The sequence below is a fragment of the Rhodococcus sp. PvR044 genome, assembly GCF_040548995.1.
Classification (GTDB): domain Bacteria; phylum Actinomycetota; class Actinomycetes; order Mycobacteriales; family Mycobacteriaceae; genus Rhodococcus_G; species Rhodococcus_G oryzae.
Map to the genome: position 1 here is coordinate 83,397 of NZ_JBEPSX010000014.1, position 21,476 is coordinate 104,872.

At 69.6% G+C, this 21,476-nt stretch carries 22 protein-coding genes; 3 read left to right on the plus strand and 19 right to left on the minus strand.

Features of this window, described 5'->3' with window-relative positions:
* Positions 1-71: 71 nt before the first annotated feature.
* The gene (locus ABIC28_RS24595) at positions 72-893 is read left to right on the plus strand and encodes a tyrosine-protein phosphatase (protein ID WP_097213928.1); all 822 of its coding nucleotides are present in this window, start codon (positions 72-74) and stop codon (positions 891-893) included.
* Here ABIC28_RS24595 and ABIC28_RS24600 read toward each other — a convergent pair.
* The 15 genes from ABIC28_RS24600 to ABIC28_RS24670 form a co-directional block, all read right to left on the minus strand.
* Entirely contained in the window at positions 890-1,330 is a 441-nt protein-coding gene (locus tag ABIC28_RS24600; RefSeq protein ID WP_097213927.1) for a type II toxin-antitoxin system Rv0910 family toxin, read from the minus strand. The two genes, ABIC28_RS24595 and ABIC28_RS24600, sit on opposite strands and share 4 nt — an antisense overlap.
* Before the next feature lie 31 nt (positions 1,331-1,361).
* Positions 1,362-2,996, minus strand: coding sequence for a monocarboxylic acid transporter (locus ABIC28_RS24605; protein WP_097213926.1), 1,635 nt, complete (start codon positions 2,994-2,996; stop codon positions 1,362-1,364).
* A complete protein-coding gene (locus ABIC28_RS24610) occupies positions 2,993-3,355 on the minus strand; it encodes a DUF485 domain-containing protein (protein ID WP_097213925.1) in 363 nt (120 codons plus the stop codon). The genes ABIC28_RS24605 and ABIC28_RS24610 overlap by 4 nt, the downstream gene beginning before the upstream one ends.
* Positions 3,356-3,558: 203 nt before the next feature.
* Entirely contained in the window at positions 3,559-5,325 is a 1,767-nt protein-coding gene (locus ABIC28_RS24615) for a sodium/solute symporter (protein WP_269588956.1), read from the minus strand.
* Positions 5,326-5,343: 18 nt separating this feature from the next.
* Positions 5,344-5,718, minus strand: a complete 375-nt coding sequence (locus tag ABIC28_RS24620) for a hypothetical protein (RefSeq protein ID WP_373560293.1) — start codon at positions 5,716-5,718, stop codon at positions 5,344-5,346.
* Positions 5,715-6,533 (minus strand): LytR/AlgR family response regulator transcription factor, encoded by an 819-nt coding sequence (locus tag ABIC28_RS24625; RefSeq protein ID WP_209927461.1) that lies wholly within the window; start codon positions 6,531-6,533, stop codon positions 5,715-5,717. The genes ABIC28_RS24620 and ABIC28_RS24625 overlap by 4 nt, the downstream gene beginning before the upstream one ends.
* Positions 6,534-6,576: 43 nt before the next feature.
* Complete coding sequence (locus tag ABIC28_RS24630) at positions 6,577-7,779, minus strand: sensor histidine kinase (RefSeq protein ID WP_097213923.1); 1,203 nt, start codon at positions 7,777-7,779, stop codon at positions 6,577-6,579.
* The gene (locus ABIC28_RS24635) at positions 7,776-8,150 is read right to left on the minus strand and encodes an MmcQ/YjbR family DNA-binding protein (RefSeq protein ID WP_354581283.1); all 375 of its coding nucleotides are present in this window, start codon (positions 8,148-8,150) and stop codon (positions 7,776-7,778) included. The genes ABIC28_RS24630 and ABIC28_RS24635 overlap by 4 nt, the downstream gene beginning before the upstream one ends.
* A 44-nt stretch (positions 8,151-8,194) precedes the next feature.
* Positions 8,195-9,415: a lipase family protein gene (locus ABIC28_RS24640; protein ID WP_354581286.1), complete on the minus strand. Its 1,221-nt coding sequence runs from the start codon at positions 9,413-9,415 to the stop codon at positions 8,195-8,197.
* Positions 9,416-9,447: 32 nt separating this feature from the next.
* Positions 9,448-11,037 (minus strand): Na+/H+ antiporter, encoded by a 1,590-nt coding sequence (locus tag ABIC28_RS24645; protein ID WP_209927465.1) that lies wholly within the window; start codon positions 11,035-11,037, stop codon positions 9,448-9,450.
* Between the two features lie 4 nt (positions 11,038-11,041).
* Positions 11,042-11,425: a thiol-disulfide oxidoreductase DCC family protein gene (locus ABIC28_RS24650; protein WP_209927467.1), complete on the minus strand. Its 384-nt coding sequence runs from the start codon at positions 11,423-11,425 to the stop codon at positions 11,042-11,044.
* 22 nt (positions 11,426-11,447) lie between these two features.
* Positions 11,448-11,636: an antitoxin gene (locus tag ABIC28_RS24655; RefSeq protein ID WP_209927469.1), complete on the minus strand. Its 189-nt coding sequence runs from the start codon at positions 11,634-11,636 to the stop codon at positions 11,448-11,450.
* Between the two features lie 87 nt (positions 11,637-11,723).
* Positions 11,724-14,216: an HAD-IC family P-type ATPase gene (locus tag ABIC28_RS24660; protein WP_209927472.1), complete on the minus strand. Its 2,493-nt coding sequence runs from the start codon at positions 14,214-14,216 to the stop codon at positions 11,724-11,726.
* 44 nt (positions 14,217-14,260) lie between these two features.
* A complete protein-coding gene (locus ABIC28_RS24665) occupies positions 14,261-15,379 on the minus strand; it encodes an MBL fold metallo-hydrolase (RefSeq protein WP_097213918.1) in 1,119 nt (372 codons plus the stop codon).
* Positions 15,376-16,107: an enoyl-CoA hydratase gene (locus ABIC28_RS24670; RefSeq protein ID WP_097213917.1), complete on the minus strand. Its 732-nt coding sequence runs from the start codon at positions 16,105-16,107 to the stop codon at positions 15,376-15,378. The genes ABIC28_RS24665 and ABIC28_RS24670 overlap by 4 nt, the downstream gene beginning before the upstream one ends.
* Before the next feature lie 39 nt (positions 16,108-16,146).
* Between ABIC28_RS24670 and ABIC28_RS24675 the strand changes: the two genes are divergently transcribed.
* Positions 16,147-17,235: an NAD(P)-binding domain-containing protein gene (locus ABIC28_RS24675; RefSeq protein ID WP_097213994.1), complete on the plus strand. Its 1,089-nt coding sequence runs from the start codon at positions 16,147-16,149 to the stop codon at positions 17,233-17,235.
* An 18-nt stretch (positions 17,236-17,253) separates the two neighbouring features.
* Here the strand turns inward: ABIC28_RS24675 and ABIC28_RS24680 are convergent, their stop codons facing one another.
* The 4 genes from ABIC28_RS24680 to ABIC28_RS24695 form a co-directional block, all read right to left on the minus strand.
* Positions 17,254-18,255 (minus strand): AraC-like ligand-binding domain-containing protein, encoded by a 1,002-nt coding sequence (locus ABIC28_RS24680; RefSeq protein WP_097213916.1) that lies wholly within the window; start codon positions 18,253-18,255, stop codon positions 17,254-17,256.
* Positions 18,256-18,306: 51 nt separating this feature from the next.
* Complete coding sequence (locus ABIC28_RS24685; protein ID WP_354581291.1) at positions 18,307-18,501, minus strand: hypothetical protein; 195 nt, start codon at positions 18,499-18,501, stop codon at positions 18,307-18,309.
* A gap of 21 nt (positions 18,502-18,522) precedes the next feature.
* Positions 18,523-18,942 carry a relaxase domain-containing protein gene (locus tag ABIC28_RS24690; protein ID WP_354581293.1) on the minus strand — a complete coding sequence of 140 codons (420 nt, stop codon included), beginning with the start codon at positions 18,940-18,942 and terminating at the stop codon, positions 18,523-18,525.
* Between the two features lie 106 nt (positions 18,943-19,048).
* Positions 19,049-20,785 carry a hypothetical protein gene (locus tag ABIC28_RS24695; RefSeq protein ID WP_097213993.1) on the minus strand — a complete coding sequence of 579 codons (1,737 nt, stop codon included), beginning with the start codon at positions 20,783-20,785 and terminating at the stop codon, positions 19,049-19,051.
* Positions 20,786-21,006: 221 nt separating this feature from the next.
* Here ABIC28_RS24695 and ABIC28_RS24700 point away from each other — a divergent pair, with 221 nt between their 5' ends.
* Entirely contained in the window at positions 21,007-21,372 is a 366-nt protein-coding gene (locus ABIC28_RS24700; RefSeq protein ID WP_097213914.1) for a hypothetical protein, read from the plus strand.
* Positions 21,373-21,476 lie beyond the last annotated feature (104 nt).

Sequence of the window (21,476 nt, forward strand, 5' to 3'; positions counted from 1 at the left end):
CGATCTGTCGTAGCCTCCCCTCGGATCCCGGCGGGACGACCGGGTGCACAATCACGAGGGGGCGAACGGCGATGACACGCGGAGTTCGGGCACGGTTGATCGGTTCACTGCTGGCGGCGACGGTCGCGCTCACGCCCGGCCTGCTGGTCCCGGCGGCCGCCTCGGCCCAGCCCGCCGCCCCCGACGTCCAGCTCGAGGGCGCCAAGAACTTCCGGGACATCGGCGGCTACCTGACCGCCGACGGCCGCCGGGTGCGCGAGGACCTGGTGTACCGGTCGAACAGGCTGAGCAAGCTCACCGACTCCGACCAGGCGAAGCTCACCGCGGCGAACGTCACCCTCGACGTGGACCTGCGCAACGCCGTGGAGCGCAAGGACGAACCGGACCGGCTGCCCGCAGGCGTCGAGTACAAGGTCGCGGATGTGGTGAGCCTGAACAACGGGCTCGGGTTCCACGAATTCGTGCCGATCACCCTGGGGCGGGCCATCATCGACGCGGCCGTCAAGGGTTCCTCCGATATCGGCCAGAGCATCGGCTACCCGTTCATGGTCAGCTTCCAGGGCTCCGACGTCGCGTTCCGCGACCTTCTCACCGCGATCGCGCAGCAACAGAGCGGCGCGGTCGTCTACCACTGCAGCGCGGGCAAGGACCGTACCGGATGGGCGACCGCCGTCCTGCTGACCATCCTCGGCGTCCCCCGCGCGACGGTGAACGCGGACTTCCTGGCCAGCAACACCTTCCTCGGCCGCAGCGACGCCGTCGAGCAGTCCTGGCTCGACGCCGCGTTCGATCAGGTCAACCGGCTGTACGGCAGCTTCGACCGCTACGTGCGCGACGGGCTCCGACTGGATCAGCACACGGTGAACACGTTGCGGGCCAAGCTCCTGGTCTAGTCGACCTGGGCGTAGAGGGTGACGAACGTGCGCAGCGAGCCCTCGATGTCGCCCTTGAGGGCGCGGGCGACGCCGGACCCGATCGGGCCGAACAGCGGCGCCCCGCCGAGGTCGATGTTCAGACCGACCTCGGCGCCGTCACCCTTTGGCGTCACCGAGAGCGTGAGGTTCACCTTGACGCCGCCCTTGCCGTCGCCCTTCAGGAGCAGGGTCTTGGGCGGGTTGTACTCCTTGATGACCCACTTGATCCGATTCCGCATCCCCTTGACCGAGACCACCGACTCGGCGGTGGTCCCGGCCGTCAGCTGCTCGGGGATCTCCGAGCGCCACCCGTCGTGAATCGAGAGCCACTTCTCGAATTCCTCCAGAGCGCTTGCCTTCTCCCACGCTTCCTGCGGGGACAACGGCACATCGATCGACACCTTCAGCTTCGCCATTGACGAATCGTAGCGAACAGTCAACGGTCTGCTAGTGGGCGACGGCCTTCTCGACGCCCACCCCGGTCAGGGAGCGGACCTCCATCTCGGCCTGCTTGGCCGCGTTCTCCTGCTTGGCCCGGCCGACGTGGGTGCCGACGATGCCGAGCACGAAGGCGAGCGGGATGGAGACGATGCCGGGGTTCGCCAGCGGGAAGAAGTCGAAGTCGGCGCTCGGGAACATCGACGAGGCCTTGCCGGACACCGCGGGCGAGAACACGATCAGCACGAGGCAGCTGATCAGGCCGCCGTAGATGCTCCACAGTGCACCGGTGGTGTTGAACTTCTTCCAGAACAGCGAGTACAGCAGCGTCGGCAAGTTCGCGGAGGCCGCGACGGCGAAGGCGAGCGCGACCAAGAAGGCGATGTTCTGCCCCATGGCGAGGATGCCGAGGACGATCGAGACCATTCCGATGACCACCACGGTGATCCTCGAGACCCGGACCTGCTGCTCCTCGGAAGCCTTGCCCCGCTTGATGACACTGGCGTAGATGTCGTGGGCGAAGGAGGCCGAGGCGGTGATCGCCAGGCCGGCCACGACGGCGAGGATGGTCGCGAAGGCCACCGCCGAGATGACCGCGAGGAAGATGGTGCCGCCGAGTTCGAACGCGAGCAGCGGCGCGGCGGAGTTCTCCTTGCCCGGCGCCGCGAGGATCTTGTCGGGCCCGACCATCCGGGCGGCGCCGTATCCGAGCACCAGGGTGAACAGGTAGAACGCCCCGATCAGGCCGATCGCCCAGGTCACCGACCGACGGGCCTCCTTCGAGGTGGGCACGGTGTAGAAGCGCATCAGCACATGCGGCAGTCCTGCGGTGCCGAGCACCAGCGCGATGCCGAGGGAGATGAAGTCCAGCCGCGACATGGAGCTGATGCCGTACTTCGCGCCGGGCGCCAGGATGTCGCGGCCCGCGACCGCCTCGTTGGCGGAGCCGTTGACCATCGTCTGCGCGTCCGCGAGCAGCTGCGAGAAGTTGCCCTTCACCGCGAAGAGCACCAGCACGAACATGATCCCGGCGCCCAGGATGAGCAGCACGGCCTTGACCATCTGCACGTAGGTGGTGCCCTTCATGCCACCGATGAGCACGTAGACGATCATCAGCACCCCGACCACCGCCACGACGACGGCCTGGCCGACCTTGCCGTTGATGTTCAGCAGCAGGGCCACGAGTCCGCCCGCGCCCGCCATCTGGGCGAGCAGGTAGAACAGCGAGACCACCAGCGTGGACAGCGCGGCGGCCATCCGGACCGGGCGCTCCCGCAGCCGGAAGCTGAGCACGTCGGCCATCGTGAATCTGCCGGTGTTGCGGAGCAATTCGGCGACCAGCAGCAGTGCCACCAGCCAGGCGACCAGGAATCCCACCGAGTAGAGGAACCCGTCGTAGCCGTAGACGGCGATGGCCCCCGCGATACCGAGGAAGGAGGCGGCGGACAGGTAGTCGCCCGCGATGGCGAAGCCGTTCTGCGGGCCGGAGAACTGGGCGCCGCCGGTGTAGAAGTCGGACGCCTTCTTGGTGGTGCGGCTCGCGCGGATCACGATGGTCATGGTGATCACGACGAACGCCACGAAGATCGCGATGTTCAGTGCCGGGTTGCCGACCGAGGCCGTACCCGCTGCCAGAGTGGTCACTTGGCCGGTCCTTCCAGCTCTTCGCGGATCGCGGTGGCGCGGGGATCGAGCTCGCGGTTCGCGAACCTCACATAGAGCGCGGTGATGACGAAGGTCGACACGAACTGGCCGAGCCCGAGGATGACACCGAGATTGACGTTGCCGATCACCTTGGTTGCCATGAAGTCGGTCGCGTAGGTGGCCAGCAGCACGTAGGTCGCGTACCAGGTCAGGAAGAACGCGGTCATCGGGAAGACGAAGCGCCGCAGCCTGCTCCGCAACTCCTGGAACTCGGGACTGGCCTGCATGTCGATGAAGGCCTGCGCGTCCGGGGTCGGCCGCTCGGGCGACCTCTCCGGGATCAGGTCGGCTGTGGTCACTGCGGACTCCTCGGTCAGTGGTGGCCAGATCCCGTGAGGACCGGCAGGTCACAGACGTTAATGAGACACAGGTCACAGAGACAGCCTGTGGCGACGGTCACACGCCGAACCGTCGGATCTCGCGCCGGACGGTCGTCACCACACGACGAACGGCGGCTGCGCCGCCCGTGCGCAGTTGACGAGTCCAGAGACTCGTCAACCGCTCACAGGGACCGGAGGTCCCCTTCCCGGTCCCTGCCGACGCCGAGCCGTTCCGGCGCGTGCATGCGGGCGAAGGTCCGGCCGACGTCCTGGGGCACCCGGCCGCGGGTGACCCGGCTGACGAGCACCATGACCAGGAACGCCAGCGGCACGCTCACCGCCGCCGGATAGCCGACAACAGCACCGGGCCAACCGGTATGCGTCCAGTCCGCCCAGCCGCCCGGCGCCCCTCCGACCGCGGTCAGCAGGGCGGCGGCCCCGGCCACCAGGCCACCGGTGACCATGCCTGCCGCCGCCCCGACCGCCGTCAGCCCACGCCACCAGATGCCCAGCACCAGCAGCGGGCACAGGGTGGACGCCGCGACGGCGAACACCAGCCCGACGGTCCGGGACAGGTCGACGGACACCATGCCGAGCGCGAGCAACAGCGGCACGACGCCCGCCAGCACCGCCGCCACCCGGAAGTCGCGGACCCGGCCGCGCAACACATCGGTGCTCAGCACGCCCGCGACGCTGACCAGCAGCCCCGAGGAGGTCGACAGGAACGCGGCGATCGCCCCGGCCGCGACGAGTGCGGCCAGCAACTGGCCGCCGGGACCGGACAAGACCGACCCGGGCAGCAACAACACCGCCGCATCCGAGGTGCCGGTGATGAGCAGCTGCGGCACCCACAACCTCGCGAACACCCCGAGCAGGGTCGGGAACAGGTAGAACACGCCGAGCAGCCCGATCACCGCCAGCGAGGTCCTCCTGGCCGTCCGGCCGTCCGGGTTGGTGTAGAAGCGGACCAGCACGTGCGGCAGCCCCACCGTGCCGAGGAAGATCCCGATCATCAGCGAATACACCTGGAAGAGCGGGTGCTCGCCGCCGAGCCCCGAACCGGGCTCGAGCCAGTCGGCGTCCGTGGCGGGGGCACCCGCGACCACCGGCACCGGCGAGCCCGCCTCGAGGACCAGCGCGGTGCCCGCGCCCAGTTCGTGTTCACCCGGCCCCAGGGTGACGATGCCGTCCACGTCCGCGCCGTCGAGGGTTCCGTCGACGCCTGCGGCGATCGGCCCCGACACCTGGACGACGACATCGGTGGTGATCTCCACCGTGGTGCGCTCCCCCACGGTGGGCGGCGCGGGTGCACCGAGATCGTGCTCCTCACCGAGGAAGTGCACCGCGAGCACCAGGGCGGGCACCGCGACCGCCGTGAGCTTGAGCCAGTACTGGAATGCCTGCACGAAGGTGATCGAGCGCATCCCGCCGCCGACCACGTTGGCGATGACGATCAGCGCGACCGCGACCGCGCCGACCCAGGTGGGAATGCCCAGCAGGATGCCGACCGTCAGGCCCGCGCCCTGGAACTGCGGGACCATGTACAGGATGCAGATCACCGCCACGACCACCATGGCGAGTTTGCGCAGTCGCGTTGAGCCCAAACGGAACTCGGCGAAGTCGGGGACCGTGTAGGCGCCGGATCTGCGCAGGGGCGCGGCCACGAACAGCAGCAACCCCAGGTAGCCCGCCGTGAAACCGACCGGATACCAGAGGGCGTCCGCACCGTACTTGGCGATCAACCCGGCGACACCCAGAAAGGATGCCGCCGAAAGGTATTCACCGGAGATCGCGGCGGCGTTCCAGCGTGGACCGACGCTGCGGGAGGCGACCAGGAAGTCCGAGGTGGTGCGCGCCAGCCGGACCCCGTAGATGCCGATGGCCACCGTCACCACCGCCGCGGCCAGCAGGCCGAGCACCGTTGCCACCGGGATGGGCTCTCCGGACACCGTGGCCACCAACCGCGCTCAGTCGTCGGCCAGGTCGACGAACTCTTGCTCGTTGCGCTCCGCGCGCCCGATGTAGAGCTTGCCGACGATCAGCAGCACCGGGTACACCAGGACCCCGAGGACCAGCCAGGGCAACCGGATCCCGAGCACCTCCGCCTCCGCGAGCCCGGGGAACGCGATGATCAGCAGCGGCACCGCGGACAGCAGCCCGGCGGCGAGCAGGGCGAGCCGCAGGGCCAGCCCCAGCTGGGCGCGGACCAGCCCGCGGATCATCGCGTCGCCGACCTCGGTCTGCTCCTGGACCTCCACCCGGGTGCGCACGATCCTGGCGCCGTGCCTTTTGGCCAGCACCACCCGCTCCCTCGCCCTCGGCGCTCCCCCTGGCGCGGTCACCGGGCGGTCCAGCTCTGCCGCGGCGCGCGCACCAACCGATCCTTGAGCTCCCTGGTGTGCCGCCTGCTCACCGGCAGCTCGACGGCCGGTCCGTCGCCGACGGCCCGCAGACACACCACCGTGCCGTTACCGACGCTGCGGATCCCCGTGACCAGTTGCAGCGACACCAGGTACGAGCGGTGCACCCGCAGGAATCCGGCCTGTTCCCAGCGGCTCTCCAGGGCCGAGATCGGGATCCGCACCAGATGCGACCCGGTCGCCGTGTGCAGCCTGGCGTAGTCGCCGTCGGCCTCCACCCAGGCCACCGCGGACCGGGGGACCAGGGTCGTGTGGCCGCCCAGTTCGACCGGGATCACCTCATCCGCGTCCGGTTCGGGCCTGCCCGCGCCCGCACGCTCGTGTTGCTGTTTGAGCGCGACGATCCTGCGGACCGATTCCGCCAGCCGTTCCTCACGCAACGGCTTGAGCAGGTAGTCGACGGCCCCGAGGTCGAAGGCCGCGACCGCGCGATCGTCGTGCGCGGTCACGAACACCACCGCGGGCGGGTCGGCGAATGCGGCGAGCACCCCGGCCAGCTCCAGCCCGTCGAGGCCGGGCATGTTGATGTCGAGGAACACCGCGTCGATGGCCGCTGACCTGCCGAGACGATCCTTGATCACCCGCAGCGCGGTGGTGGCATCGCCCGCGGTGAGGATGTCGCCGACCGCCTCCTGGGCGCGCAACAAGTAGGCCAGCTCGTCGAGGGCGGGGCGCTCATCGTCGACGGCAAGCACGGTCAGCGGGGCGATCGTCGGCCCATCGGAGTTCTGCGTCACAACGGAACCATCGTGCCATGGGTGAATCCCCCCGCCGTCACACTCAGGCCCGGATTCCCGGACGGAACTTCGGCACCCGCATGCTCACCTTGGTGCCCGCGCCCGGCGCCGTCTCCACCACCAGCCCGTAGTCGTTCCCGAACGCGGCGCGCAGTCGGTCGTCCACGTTCGCCAGGCCGACGTGCGCCGATTCCCTGGCACTCGGCCGGTCGCCGCCGGACTCGATCGCGTCCAGCGAGCCCGAGCGCAACAGTTCGGGATCCATGCCGACGCCGTCGTCCTCCACGCTGATCACGCAGTCGGTGCCCTCGTCCGCCGCGACGATGCTCACGGTTCCACCCTGAGGCTTACTCGAGATCCCGTGCCGCACGGCGTTTTCCACCAGGGGTTGCAATGCAAGGAACGGCAGCACGACGCCGAGCACCTCCGGGGCGACCTGCAGGCGTACCTCGAGGGCCTTGCCGAACCGGGCCCGCTCGAGGGTCAGATACCTGTCGATATTGCGCAGTTCGTCGGCCAGCAGGGTGTACTCGCCCGCGGACCGGAACGAATACCGGGTGAAGTCGGCGAACTCGAGGATCAGCTCCCTCGCCCGGTCCGGATCGGTGCGGACGAAGGACGCCACCGTGTTGAGCGCGTTGTAGATGAAGTGTGGGCTGATCTGCGCGCGCAGGGCGCGCACCTCGGCCCGGTCCAACCGCGCCCTGGACGTGTCGAGCTCGGCCAGCTCGATCTGGCTGCACGCGTATCGGGCAACCTCCGTGATCGCACCCAGCAGGCCGGGGCCGGGCGCACCCGCGGTCACCACGCCCATCACCCCGACCACCCCGGAATCCTCGATGAGCAGCGGTTGGGCGATCAACGCCCCGACCTCGGGCTTGCCGAGTTCGGCCGATTCGACCAGTACCCGTCGCTCACCGGCGACGGCCCGGAGCCCGGCCTCCCGGAACCGCTCGGCCAGGCCCGCGTGTGGTCCATGCCAGGCCAGCAGCGCCCCGTCCGCGGAGGCCAGCGCCACCGCATCCGCACCGGTCAGTGCCTGCAGGTGAGGGGCGGCCTCGGTGGCGGACGTGGCGTCGAGGCCGCGGCGCAGCGGTTTCGCGGCGAGGGCGGCCGTGTGCAGGGTGGCGTGCACGGCTCGCTCCGCAGGCGTGGTGAGTGTTCTGCGGCCGCGCAGCCACCACGCGCCGAGTGCGAGGGCCGCGGCGACGATGACCAGCAGAACCGCGGCGGTGGTGCCGGTCACCGGTCCCGGCTCTCGTCGAGCAGGGCGAGCAGCTTCCGCGGGGCGACCGTGCGGTACGCGTCCTCGACGATGTCCGCGATGTCGTCCCACTCCTGCGGACGGTCGAGGTACACGCCGATCCAGCCGCGCCCGCCCACGTAGGGCGGCACGAAGGAGCGCTCCGGGTCACGGGCCACCCAGTCCGACTGCGCCCCGGCGGGCGCCGCCGCCCAGAAGGCCAGCCGGTCGTCGTGATGGTGGTCGGACAGGGTCGCGAACTGCGGGGCCTTGCGGACGAACCAGGCCGGTTCGCCGTGGCTGATCCGCTCCGTCGCCTCGGGCATCCGCAGGCACAGCTCGCGGAGCCGGTCGAGCGGGCTGGTCGCGGTCATGGGTAAACGCTACGACAGCCGGGCGGTCGCCGACCGCGAGACGCTCACGGGGTGCCCGGACAGCTGTTCGGCGCGGACACCCCGGCGAACCGGTCCGCGATCCAGGCCACCGCCCCCGGGGTGGCCCGCGGATCGGCATGCCCCTCACCCGGCCGCGACTCCAGCGCGATCACGTCGCCGAGGGCACAGGCCTTCGTCACTGCCGCCCTTGTCCAGTCCGCAGGGATCAGATCGTCGGTGTCCCCGACCACCACCAGCATCGGCGCCTCGGTACGTTGCTGAGGCAGCGCGATCCGCTCCAGCCACGCCCGCATCCGATCGGTGTCGGCGGTGGTCAGCGGGAGGCTGTCGGCCCGGGTGATCTGCACCGCCGCATCCCATTTCCGCTCGGCCGCCTGCGGGGCGCACGACATCGAGGTCTCGCGGCTGTCGGCCAGTGCGCCCCGGATGTAGTTCGCCGGATCGAGGCCGGCGTGCTGCGCCTCGCCGCCCGCGAGCAGCATCGGCAGGAAGATCTGTTGCGGCAGCGTCAGCGAGATTCCACCGAGATCGTCGGCGATATGCGACAGGTCCGCTGCCGGGGACAGGTTTGCCGCGCCGACGAACTCGAGCCCGTCGCCGTATCCGACCGCGTGTTCGGCCGCGGACCACGACGCCTGACCACCCTGCGAGAGGCCGAGCGCCGCCCAGCGGTTCGAGGTGCTCGGCACCGCCGCCCGAGCCGCCCGGACCCCGTCGATCAGGTTGTAGGCGGCGGACTTCGGCTCCAGGTACGGGTGCGGTCCCGGTGTACCGAGCCCCTGGTAGTCGGACGCGACGACGACATAGCCCCGCTCGAGCAGCGCGGTGACCATACCGACGGCCCCGAGCAGGTCGGGATACTGCGAGGGCGCACACTCGTCGGTGACGCCGGTGGTGCCGTGCCCGACGGTGACGATCGGCCACCCGCGCTCCGGCGCGGCGCCAGGCGGGACGAAGACCGTGCCGGACACCTCGGTTCCGCCGCCGTCCAGGCCCGAGGTGGAGCGGTAGACGAGCTTGCGGGCGGTGACCGGGCCGTGCGGACTCACCGCCGCGGTCTCGGCGAGCGACTGGTCCTCGATCAGCGCCCCTCGCTCGTCGCCGACGGGCGCAGGGGCCGACGCGATCGCGGCATCCGCGGCCGAGGTCGTGGCGTCGCGCACGGACTCGGCGGGGGCATCGGAGCAGCCGGCGGCGAGCGCCACACACGCGATCGCGGCGAGGATCACCTTGGTCCGGTTCACGATCCGATTGTGCCCGAGCTGCGCCCGTGTGCTCACCACCGCGACCGCCGCACCCTCGACTCCGCCGCGACCTCTTCGATGTCGAGCCCGTCGAGCACGTACCTCAGCACCTCGTCGTCGAGTTCGCCCGCATTCCTGGCCGCGATCAACGCCGCCCGCTGGTCCTGGAGAACCCCGCGGCGCAGCCGGTTGAACACTGCACTCGCCCGTAGTGTCTTGGCCTCGTGTTCGCTGACCTCCTCGGCCCGATCCACGTTCGCCCTTGCCTCGGACACCCGCTGCACCCGCTGCACCAGCGCCGACAGCTCCGCGGTCGGCATCCCGGCAGGCGGATCCCGCAGCGCCTCCTCGAGGAACTGTGCGGCCGCATCGTGAGAGATCCTCCGCGCGAGCATCATCTGCTCGCCCTGGCGCCGGTCCTCACCCGGATCGGCCACGTCGAGCCGCCGGATCAGCAGTGGCAGCGTCAGGCCCTGGATCAGCAGTGTCCCCACCGCCACGGTGAAGGCGACCGCCACGATGACGCCTCGTCCGGGGAACGGATCACCCGCCAGGGTCGTCAGCGGCACACCGGACGCGGCCGCGAGGGTGACGACGCCGCGCATCCCCGCCCAGGAGATCACCAGGTTCTGACGCCAGCCCTCACTCCTCGCCTGGGTGGCGAAGATCCACACGGGGCGGATCAGGATCACCAGGGCGAGGATCGCCAACCCGTAGGCGAAGATGTGGTGGACGGGGAGCCCCTCGTCCCGGACGTCCTCGATGACGAACCGCAACTGCAATCCCATGTAGGCGAAGACGAAGGTCTCCATCACCAGGTCGATCGTCGGCCACACCGCGCTCTCCTGGAGGCGGGTGGAGACGGACTCGTCCCCTACATCGCGCCCGAGGACGAATCCCGCCGTGACGACGGCCAGCACCCCGGAGGCGTGGATCTCCTCTGCCGCGAAGTACGCGGCGAACGGCAGCAACAACCCCAGCACGGTCTCCATCGGCGGGTCCACGATCCGCGCGCGGACGAACCGGACCGCGAACGAAAGAACAAGCCCGACAAGGACTCCGCCCACGACCTCGTACAGGAAGTACAACACCGGCGAGCCGATCGCGATCTTCCTGCCGGTGACCGCCGCGGTCGCAAGGGCGAACAGGGTCAGCGCCGCAGCATCATTGACCAGGGACTCGCCCTTGAGGATCGCCATCATGCGACGAGGCAGCCCGAGCTTCCGGCCCACCGCGACCGCGGCCACGGCATCGGGCGGTGCCACCACGGCACCGAGAACGAGCGCGGCCCCCAGGGTCAGCTCCGGCACCAGCCAGTTGGCGAACCATCCGACAGCGAAGGTGGTGACGACGACCATGCCGATGCCGAGCCGCAGGATCGGGGCGAGATTGCGCCGAAAGGTGCTGAACGAGAAGTCGAGTGCCGCCGAGTAGAGCAGCGGCGGCAGGACGACGCCGAGCATCAGCTCCGGCGAGAGCTCGAGGCGCGGGAGTCCGGGGATGAACGAGGCGGCGCCTCCGATGGCGACGAGCACCAGGGGGACCTGGAGATCGAACCGCTTGGCGAAGCCCGTCACGGCCATGGCGACGATCACGACGAGGAACAGCCAAGTGACCGTCATCGGCCTAGTTCACCGCGCAGCTTCCGCCCTTACCCGGCAGCCGATGCCTGTTGGCCGCCACCCAGCGGTACAGGAGGTCCTGGAGTTGGCGAATGCCCCAGATCCTGTAGACGAACAAGGGGATTCGGGTGCCGAGCACCCCCGAGAGCGCGGCGTTGATCGCGCCCGCACCCGCGTATCGGTCACCGCGCGAATCCACCGCCCAGGCCTGCTCGAGCGCGGCCTCGGTGTTCACTCCGAATCTCTCCGGCGCGCCCCGCTGCTGCAGCGCGACGGCGCTGACCCGACCGCGGCGGTCGATGCGGTCGAGGAAGTTCGCGCTACGTACACAGAAGCCGCAATCCCGATCGAACAGCAGCTCCACCGTGTACGGGGAATGATCGGGCATTGCGGCTCCTGTTCGCGATCGGCTATTCGTTCGGGATGATCTTCTTGGCCGCATCCTGGGCCTTGTCGACGTGCTGGGCGTACTTGCCACCGGTCTTCTCGTCGATGAAATCGCCTGCCTTGTCGACGGCGTCCTCGATCTTGTCGGAGTGCTGGGCGGCGGCCTGCTTGCCCTTGCCGAACAGCCCCTTGAGGGTCTCCATGAAGCTCATAGCGTCTCCTCTTCCGGTGCCGACCAGGCACCTTGGGTCGCCGGGGCGTTCCCCCGCTTCGACCCCAGTCTCACAGAGATCCCGTGGTCACGCCACAGGATCCGGGCCATTCGAGCCGGTCACGCCGCCGACATCCGGCGCTGCGAACAGCCGCCGCTTCTCGCCGTGGATCGCACCGGAGACCCACCACGCCACCTCCACCAGGACGATGCCAACCGCGCCGCAGACGAGCGCGGTGGTGGTGGCCGCCACGTCCGATGGATCGAGTTTGAAGAACTCACGGGTGAAGGGCAGCGCGAACAGGACGAGATATCCGCCCACCGACCCGGCGATCAGCAGCACCTTCCACCACGTGTACGGCCGCGCCACGATGGCCAGCACCCAGAGCGCGATCATGATCAGGGTGATCAGGGCCGTGGTCCCGGCCTGCACCCGCTGCGTCTCCGTGGCCTCCGGCCCCGCGTACACCAGGGCATACGAGACAAACGTGGCCACGCCGATGACCAGGCCGGACGGCACCGCGAGCCGCATGACCCGCGGGACGAATCCGCTGCGCGCCCGCTCGTTGTTGGGCGCCAGCGACAGGATGAACGCCGGGATACCGATCGTGAACCAGGCCGCGATCGTGACGTGCCGCGGCAGGAACGGGTAGGGCATCGGCTCGAAGTCGAAGAACTCCGAGAGCACCCCCGACAGCCCGACGAGCAGCGCCAGCAACACCGAGTACACGGTCTTGGTGAGGAACAGGTTCGAGACGCGCTCGATGTTGCCGATCACCCGGCGTCCCTCGGCGACCACGTACGGCAGGGTGGCGAACTTGTTGTCCAGCAGCACGATCTGGGCGACCGCCCTGGTCGCGGGGCTGCCCGAGCCCATCGACACCCCGATGTCGGCGTCCTTGAGCGCAAGCACGTCGTTGACGCCGTCGCCGGTCATGGCCACCGTGTGACCACGTGACTGCAGCGCCCCGACCATCTCGCGCTTCTGGTCCGGCCGCACCCGGCCGAAGGTGGTGGCCGTGTCCAGGGTGTCGGCCAGCGCCTCCCGATCGGTCGGCAGCTCCCTCGCGTCGATCGGACGGTCACCGCCGGGCAACCCGAGCGAATCGGCAACCGCGCCAACGGAAACCGCATTGTCCCCGGAGATCACCTTGACCGCCACGCGCTGATCCGCGAAGTACTCGAGGGTCTCCCTGGCGTCGGGCCGCACCCGCTGCTCGAGCACCACCAGCGCCGCAGGTGTCACCCGACCCGGTGCAGCGGAGTCGTCCACCGGCAGGTCACTGCTGCCGAGCATGAGCACTCGCAGGCCCTTCGAACCGAGCTCCTCGGCCTCACGGGCGGTGTCGGTCTCCGGGTCGAGCAGCACGTCGGGTGCGCCGAGCACCCAGTTCCCGTTGTCGCCGTAGGAGATACCGCTCCATTTCTTGGCGGAGGTGAACGGTGCGATGCCCGTGCTGGTCCAGCCGGGATCGCCGTCACAGGATTCCGCGATCGCCAGCATGCTCGCGTTCGGACGGGGGTCGCTGCCCGCCATCGCCGCCAGCGCATCGCGGGCCGAGGCCTCGTCCCCGTCGAGGGAACGCAACTCCGACAGCCGCATGCCGTTCTCGGTGAGCGTGCCGGTCTTGTCCGCGCACACCACGTCGACGCGGGCGAGCCCCTCGATCGCGGGCAGTTCCTGCACCAGGCACTGCCTGCGCCCGAGCCGGACCACGCCAACCGCGAAGGCCAGTGAGGTCATCAGCACCAGGCCCTCCGGCACCATCGGGACCAGTGCCGCGACCATGCCGTTGAGCGCCGCGGGCAGATCCTGCTCACTGACGAACAGCTGGTTGTAGATGATCAGCAGGCCCGCCGGGATCATCAGGTACGTGATGAACTTGAGGATCTTGTCGACGCCGCTGCGCAGCTCGGAGTGCACCAGTGTGAACTTGCTCGCCTCCGCCGCCAACTTCGCCGCGTAGGCATCCTTGCCGACCTTCGTGGCCTGGTAGGCACCGCTGCCGGACACCACGAAACTACCCGAGAGCACCTGCTCGCCCGGCCGCTTGTGAACGGGGTCGGCCTCGCCGGTCAGCAGCGATTCGTCGACCTCGAGGACCTCGCCCTCGACCACGGCGCCGTCGACCACGATCTGGTCGCCCGCGCCCAGTTCGATGATCTCGTCGAGAACCACCTCGTTCGGCGCCACCGACACCGCTACGCCGTCGCGTCGGACCTGGGGCTTGGCCTGGCTGACGATCGCCAGCTTGTCGAGGGTCTGCTTGGCCCTGACCTCCTGGATGATGCCGATCGCGCTGTTCGCGATGATCAGCAGGCCGAACATGCCGTCGATCACCGAACCCGTGGCCAGCACGATGATCAGCAGCACGCCGAGGATCGCGTTGATCCGGGTGAACACGTTGGCGCGGACGATCTCCTTGACCGACCGGCTCGCGCGACCGGGCACGTCATTGGTCTGCCCGTCCGCAACCCGGCGCGAGACCTGCGCCGCGGTCAATCCGGTCGAGACGTCGACCTCGCTTGCCGTCAGTGTCGCGACCGTCACACCGTCGCCGGAATTCTCCTCGGGGGCCATGCCGCCAGGCTATGCCAGACCCGGGGACACCCGCCGCCTCGCGCTCACGCGAGCCGCAGCCACCACTGCCGCTGCGAGGCCGGGCGCAGCACGTCGATCCGCTGTCCCGGCATCGGCACGCTCACCTTCGTGTCCACCTCGCCCGCCGCAGCCAACAGCCGTGTCACCGGCTCCGCCCACGGATGGAACGCAAGATTGAAGGTTGCCCAGTGCACCGGCACCAGCACGCCGGACCCTGACTCGCCCTGGTTGAGATCGGCGTGCATCCGGACCGCCTCCTCCGGGTTCATGTGGATGTCCGGCCAGTGCTCGTCGTAGGCGCCGACCGGCAGCAGCGTCAGGTCGAACGGGCCGTGCCGCCTGCCGATCTCCGCGAACCTCGGGGTGTAACCAGTGTCACCACCGAAGAACACCGTGCGCTGCGGTCCGGCGATCACCCAGGACGACCAGAGCGTCGGGTTGCGTACCAGCCCGCGGCCGGAGAAGTGCCGCGCCTCGGTGCAGGTGAGGGTCAGGGCGCCGACCGTCGTCTGCTCGTCCCAGTCGAGCTCGATGATCCGATCGTCCGGCACCCCCCAGTGCCGCAGGTGCGCGCCGATGCCCTTCGGCACCACGAACGGGGCGCGCTGGGTGCGCACCAGTGCCATGACAGTGGCCTTGTCGAGGTGGTCGTAGTGGTCGTGCGAGACGACGACGGCATCGATCTGCGGCAGCGCGTCGATCCCGACCGGGGTCGGGTGCAGCCGGGCGGGCCCCACCAGCCGGGAGGGCGAGACCCGATGGCTCCAGACGGGGTCGGTGAGCACCCGGTGCCCGTCGATCTCGATCAGCGCGCTGGAGTGTCCGTACCAGGTGACGGCGAGTTCCGCGGGCTGCGCGGGTGCGAGCGGGGTGGCGAGCGGGATCGGGCTCCGCGGGCGTCCCAGCCGACCGCGGGTGAGCAGCGACGTCACGATGCTCGAGCGCGTGGTCACGAACTGGCTGCTGGGTTCGGTGTTGTGGAACCGCTTGCCGCGATACCGGGCGGAACCCTTCGCGTGCGGCACGATCGCCGTGGTCGAGGCGCCCATCGCCGAGGACAGGTCCGTGCCGACCCGCACCAGCGCCGCGACCCCTGCAAGCCCGGCCGCGGCCGCGATGGCGCCCTTGATCCCGAGTCTCATCGGCCCTTGAACTCCGGCTGCCGCTTCTCCCACCGCGCCTGGCGGGCCTCGTCCATGTCCTCGCTGCGCCAGGCCGCCTGCAGCGCGCTGAGCTGTTCGGGGGTCGGGTCGTCCTGGGTGCCGTCGTCGTTGAACACCATCTTGAGGTGCCGCAGCGACAGCGGGGCCAGCGCCGCGATGCGCTTGGCCCAGTCCTGCGCGGCCGCGAGGTCGCCGATCTTGTTCGCCAGGCCCGCGGTCAGCGCCTCGTCGGCGGTCAACGACTCCGCTCCGAGCAGCATGGTGCGGGCCGGTCCGCCGCCCGCGAGGGACACCAACCGCTTCACGGTCCAGGTGTCGACGGAGATGCCGAGCTTGGCGGCGGGGATCGCGAAATGGGCGTCGGGGGCGACGACGCGCAGGTCCGAGGCCAGGGCCAACTGGGTGCCCGCACCGACCGCCGGGCCGTTCACCGCCGCGATCACCGGGATCGGCGTCGAGTCGATGGTGTGCAGCATCTCGAGCAGGGTGTCGGTGAAGCCGTCGGCGTACACGTCACCGGACAGGTCGGCGCCCGCGCAGAACGCGGAGCCCTGCCCGGTCAGCACGATCGCCCGCGCACCCAGGCCAACGGCCTCGTCGACGGCATCGCGCAGGAGTACGCATTGCTCGGTGTTCAGAGCGTTCCGCCGCTCCTCTCGCTGGAGCTCGATGGTCACCACATCACCGTCGCGGCTGGTCCCGATCATGTGAATGACCGTACCGTTCACACCCGGGAGGTTGCCACCATGCAGACACGGTCGGACGTCGTGGTCATCGGCGCCGGGCAGGCAGGCCTGTCCGCGGGCTACTACCTGCGCCGGTTCGGGCTCGAGCCCGGTGCGGGATTCGTGATCCTCGACCACTCCCCCGGCGCGGGAGGCGCTTGGCAGTTCCGTTGGCCCTCACTGACATTGAGCACCGTCAATCGCGTGCACGACCTACCCGGCATGCCGTTCACCGATGTCCTGGACGACACCGCGCCCGCCGAGGTGCACGCCGCCGAGGCGGTACCGCGCTACTTCGCCGAGTACGAGCGCCGCTTCGACCTGCCGGTGCACCGGCCGGTGCACACCCGGGTGGTGTGTGATCAGGCGGGCGACGGCCTGCTCACCCTGGAGACCGACTCCGGAGCGGTCACCGCCCGCGGGATCATCAACGCCACCGGCACCTGGGAGCGCCCGTTCATCCCGCGCTACCCCGGCGCCGAGCTGTTCCTGGGGCGTCAGCTGCACACCAGGGACTACCAGAGCGCCGCCGAGTTCGAGGGCCGTCACGTCGTCGTCGTGGGTGGCGGCATCTCCGCCGTGCAACTGCTCGACGAGATCTCCCTGGTCACCTCCACCACCTGGGTGACCCGCAGCGTCCCGCAGTTCCGGGACGAACCGTTCACCGCGGAGGAGGGCAGGGCCGCGGTCGCGGTGGTCGAGGACCGGGTGCGGCGCGGCCTGCCGCCCGGTTCGGTGGTGTCGGTGACCGGGCTCCCGGTCACCCAGGCGATCCGGGCAGCCCGGGCCCGCGGCGCCCTCGCGCGACTGCCGATGTTCAGCGAGATCACCGCGGACGGGGTGCGCTGGGCGGACGGCACGCACCGTCGCGCCGACGTGATCCTGTGGTGCACCGGCTTCCGTAGCTCGCTCGATCATCTGGCCCCGCTCCGGCTGCGCGGGCCAGGCGGCGGAATCGCCATGACCGGGCGGCTGGCCACGCAGGTTGCGTCCGACCCGCGGATCCACCTGCTCGGATACGGCCCGTCCGCGAGCACGATCGGCGCAAACCGGGGTGGACGAGCGGCCGCGGCGGAGCTGATCGAGCATCTGGGCGCGACCGCTCGGTAGCGGACCGCACCCGGCCCGTCAGACCGAGGCCGCTGCCCGTTGCCGGATCTGCCGCGGGGACTCACCGGCGAGGTCCCTGACGGCGCGACCGAACTGGCTCAACCCGGTGAAACCGCTCCGGCTCGCGATCTGGCCGACCGACAAGTGCGCGGCGCCCGGATCCGAGAGCAGGTCGATGCCATGCCTGACCCGTCGCCTGCGGATCATGCCGTAGACCGAATGGCCGTCGCCCTCCATGAGTTTGTGGAGGTAGCGGGGGCTGACGTTGATCCCCGCGGCGACGCGATCGACATTGAGGGTCGGGTCCGTGAAGTTGCGTTCGATGAAGTCGTACACCCGGGCCCGGTTGCCGACGGCCATCTCCTCCGGCGTGGGCGCCTCGTCGGCCGACGACTGGATCACGGCAAGCGCCAGATCCACGATCGCGTGCTCGATCAGCGACTGTTCCGCGAGGGTGTTCGGGTGGTGGCGGGTGAGCGGCTCCAGCATTCCCGCCAGCGCGCTCCCGACGGGCGATCCCGGAATGACGGCGCCGGTGAGCTTTCGGGTGTCGATCGACCTCTCCGCGAGCAGCCGGCGGGGGAGGTAGACGAAGACGACCTCGCTGCCTGCTGCGACATCGAGTTCGAACTCGCGCCCGAAATCGACGAACGTGATGTCGCCGGCCGCGCCCCGACCCGAGGACCGATCCTGTTCCACGCCAACGGTGCCCGACCGGATGGTCGCCACGGAGACGTAGTCACCCATCTCATCGTCCAGCATGGTGCGGGTGCGAACCGCCGTGACGGCGGTCGACTTCATCCGATTCACGCGGATCGTCCCGAAGTCCGTGGATCCCATCGTCGCCCTGAACTGCGACGGTTGTTCGGCCCTGAATCGGCAGATCCCGGAGATCATGTCGATCCCATCGGCCCCGCGCATGTGGAGACCGCCGAGGAACCGTTGCGTCAGACCAGCGGTCTGCAGAGTTGCCGTGCCAGCGTTCAATTCGCCCCCAGTGTCGCCCGTGCCCCCCGACATGAGTTTCAGAACGCACTGTAACGCAACGCAACGGACGCCGTGGTCAGTCGGTCAGCCCGCGTCGGCGACCACCTGGCGCGTCTGCGTCAGCGGAGCGAACTCGAATCCCCAACCGAGCGACCGCCGCACGCCCAAGGTGAGCAGCCGCTGATACTGGGACCAGGCCTGCGACTGCCAGTCCAGGAACCGCTCGACCACGAGCGTGCGCCACTGTGCATCGTCCAGGGTCAGCGCAACGGTGGACACGTGCAAACGGGTGCAGATCAGCTATCGCTCGGCGCAGATCTCGGTTTCCGACAGCCCGGCCAGACCCACCGCGGGACACCACTCGACGCCCGCACAGGTGTCGAACCTGACGGCCGTCGCATGCCGCTCCCAGGTCGCCAACGTCTCCTCGACCGCATGCTCGTGGGCCGACAGCACCGCGTCCAGGCGGTCCCGCAGCCTTCCCCCGAATGCCGCACGCAGAACCGATCGCGGCGGGGTGAAGGTCACCTCGAGCGCCGACACTGATGCGCTCTCGCGCCGCACACCACAACCGTCCCCGAACAGCCACTCGGCGACGCGCATCTCGGGCGGGTGCGCGAACTCCGGTCCAGCGGTGGAGGACCCGACCCAACGCAGCCGGGAGATGTCGGGACACTGGAGCGGCGGAACCGAATCCGCGTGTGCGATAACCCACGTCATAGCGGGCATGATGACATCCGGACAACTGTTCAGACTGGACCGAATACCCAATTGTGACCCTGATGCGCGAATCGTCGAATCCCCATGCGCGGATCACCCAGTCCGGTCACGGACTCGGCACCACCACGCCGACGGGTCCTGATCCCACGCACAGCGTGAGGTCCGGTTCGACCGCGCGCACCTCGAGCAACCCACCGCCACCCGTCAGGCGCACGAAAACACTGTTCGCGCCGCGCCGAACCGGAACCGTCACCGGCTCCCCTTGCTGGAGCGACACCGTGATCTCGCCGTCAGCCGAGGCCAGATAGTTCAGCCGAACGGTCCACTCCCAGCCGGCCAGCGGTCCGTCGAGCGGCAGCTCGGAGACGTCCGTTCCGATGCGGTGCCCGCAGCCCGGCTCCGGGCCCGGATCGATGGCCCGAACCCATGTCACCTGCGCGTCGACAAGTCGGCCGTCATCGTCGAGCATGCGCAGCTCCGGGGTGGACGCCGCGAACTCCGGGCGATCCGGCAGCGGCCCTAGGACGTGACTGACCAGGTTGTGGGGGTGAGCGACCGGCAGCAGCACCCAGATCGACGCCGGCTGCTCCAACAGCGGCACATCGGGATGCGCCGCGAGCGCCGACCGCGCGTTGGCCAGGTAGTCACGTGTCGTGTCGTCCCGCCAGCTGTCGGCAAAGGTCGCGGTCGAGACGAGACTGCCCGCGACGAACGCGGACATCAGTGCCACCGCCACCGCCGGTCCGCGCACGGAACCCGCCCCCGCGGTTCGGGCGGGGGCACGCAGGATGACGGCAAGCGCGATGGCGATGATGACGGCGCTGTCGGTCAGGTAACGCAGCGTCTGCCCGAGCTCGAAGGTCGTCTCCGCGCCCGATCTGGTGACGACCATCGCCGCGACCGAGGCGAACACATAGGCCCCCACCGCGATCCACACCCACGCGACCCGCCGCTTCCAGACAATCGTGGCGACGACAACCGCGGCGGCGAGGACCCCGCTCGCGGCGATGAGCACCCCGGGTGGCTCCGCCCACGGCGGACTCGGTGGCCAGCGGTCCCAGGTCCAAGGCCCGCCGAAGAGCGTCGGCAGCAGCCCTTTCGACGTCGCGTGCTTGACCATCTCGACCGCCGACGCACCGTCGTATTCCGCGAAATCCACGGTGACGGTGAGTCGGTAGATGAGCGACCACACGACCGCCAGGAGCAGCGTGGGCGCCCAGAGGAGCGCCCCCCTGGCGGTCGCGGCGCGAATCGGTTGCGCCCGACCGTCGACCCGGTAGATCAGTGCGACCGCGGCGAAGGCCACCAGCGGCACCAGCACCGCCTTCTCGAAGAACTGCAGCGACACCGCGAACACCAGGAACCCGGAGATCGCGTAGCGCGCACTGCCGGTGCGGCACAACCGAATCGCGTCCCCCGCCACCCAGGCGAGGCCGATCTGCAGCGGCAACGCATTGAGCCCAGCGGCCCACCAGGCGAAGGCGGGCAGGGTCAGCGGCGAGAAGAGGTAGAACACCAACGGGATCAGGATGGCCGGGCGGCGACCGAGGATCAGACGGAGCAGCCGCAGTACGGCCAACGAGGCCAGCGCCTGGAGCACCAGCAGCATCAGCGCCGCCACCGGCCAGTTGTACGGCGCCAGCCTCGTCGCGATCCCGGCGACGAGGAATGCCGCAGGCATGAAGTGACCGTCGTGGTCGTAGAACAGAAACTGCGACGACAGCAGCGACATCGATCCGGACCGGCCGGTCAGGATCAGGTCGTCCCAGTAGAAGTAGCCGCGACTCAGGACCAGGCCCCGCACCACCAGCTGCAGCGCGATCAGCGCCAGCGCGATCTGCATGACGCGACGGCCGCACAGTTGCCACCAGCGAGGCGCCCTGGCCGGCCGCCCGTCGGTGGCCGACCCCGAGGCGGACGCCGGGTCCGCGGGGACGAGCATTTCTGCGCGCATGGTTGCACCGACCCTAGTGGCTCGAGTCGATTGAGCCCGCATTCGTGCGGACGCTGGCTAGGATCAGTGTTCGGTGTTGCCGAGAGTCCCGTGCGACCGAGAGGACCCGAATGCGTTTCCTCAAGCTTGCCGCCACTGCCGCCGCACTCATCGCCGTGCCCGCCGCCCTCGCGGCACCAGCCGCACAGGCCCTGACCCCTCGGACCGTCTTCGGGACGGTGACCTGCAAACAGGGTCCGCGGAGTTCGCCACCGGTGGCGGTGTGGGTGGTCGCCGAGAAGGGCGAATCCGGGTGGGCGGAACTCGACAACCCAGTCGGCGCCCGCGGATCGGTGCGCGAGTATTCGTACACGGCCTATGACGCCGAGCGATTCCGACTCGTCGTCGGGTGCGGGGGAACAGCCGAGCAGGCGGAGCGGGCCGTCGTCACCGGCTGGGTGAAATCCGGTCGACACAACCTGACAATGAACTACTGACCGTCCGGCACCAACCCCCACCCTTCTGACCGCCGGGTATCGTCGGGCGGGTGACGTGGAATGAGGTCGGGCCGATGCGGTCGCTGCATCTCCGGCACCTGCTC

Coding starts and splice junctions, on each gene's coding strand:
- ABIC28_RS24595 (WP_097213928.1), top strand. CDS start 72: ATGACACGCGGAGTTCGGGCACGGTTGATCGGTTCACTGCTGGCGGCG.
- ABIC28_RS24600 (WP_097213927.1), bottom strand. CDS start 1,330: ATGGCGAAGCTGAAGGTGTCGATCGATGTGCCGTTGTCCCCGCAGGAA.
- ABIC28_RS24635 (WP_354581283.1), bottom strand. CDS start 8,150: ATGACCGCGACCAGCCCGCTCGACCGGCTCCGCGAGCTGTGCCTGCGG.
- ABIC28_RS24645 (WP_209927465.1), bottom strand. CDS start 11,037: ATGACGGTCACTTGGCTGTTCCTCGTCGTGATCGTCGCCATGGCCGTG.
- ABIC28_RS24650 (WP_209927467.1), bottom strand. CDS start 11,425: ATGCCCGATCATTCCCCGTACACGGTGGAGCTGCTGTTCGATCGGGAT.
- ABIC28_RS24655 (WP_209927469.1), bottom strand. CDS start 11,636: ATGAGCTTCATGGAGACCCTCAAGGGGCTGTTCGGCAAGGGCAAGCAG.
- ABIC28_RS24660 (WP_209927472.1), bottom strand. CDS start 14,216: ATGGCCCCCGAGGAGAATTCCGGCGACGGTGTGACGGTCGCGACACTG.
- ABIC28_RS24665 (WP_097213918.1), bottom strand. CDS start 15,379: ATGAGACTCGGGATCAAGGGCGCCATCGCGGCCGCGGCCGGGCTTGCA.
- ABIC28_RS24670 (WP_097213917.1), bottom strand. CDS start 16,107: ATGATCGGGACCAGCCGCGACGGTGATGTGGTGACCATCGAGCTCCAG.
- ABIC28_RS24675 (WP_097213994.1), top strand. CDS start 16,147: ATGCAGACACGGTCGGACGTCGTGGTCATCGGCGCCGGGCAGGCAGGC.
- ABIC28_RS24680 (WP_097213916.1), bottom strand. CDS start 18,255: ATGTCGGGGGGCACGGGCGACACTGGGGGCGAATTGAACGCTGGCACG.
- ABIC28_RS24690 (WP_354581293.1), bottom strand. CDS start 18,942: ATGACGTGGGTTATCGCACACGCGGATTCGGTTCCGCCGCTCCAGTGT.
- ABIC28_RS24695 (WP_097213993.1), bottom strand. CDS start 20,785: ATGCAGATCGCGCTGGCGCTGATCGCGCTGCAGCTGGTGGTGCGGGGC.
- ABIC28_RS24700 (WP_097213914.1), top strand. CDS start 21,007: ATGCGTTTCCTCAAGCTTGCCGCCACTGCCGCCGCACTCATCGCCGTG.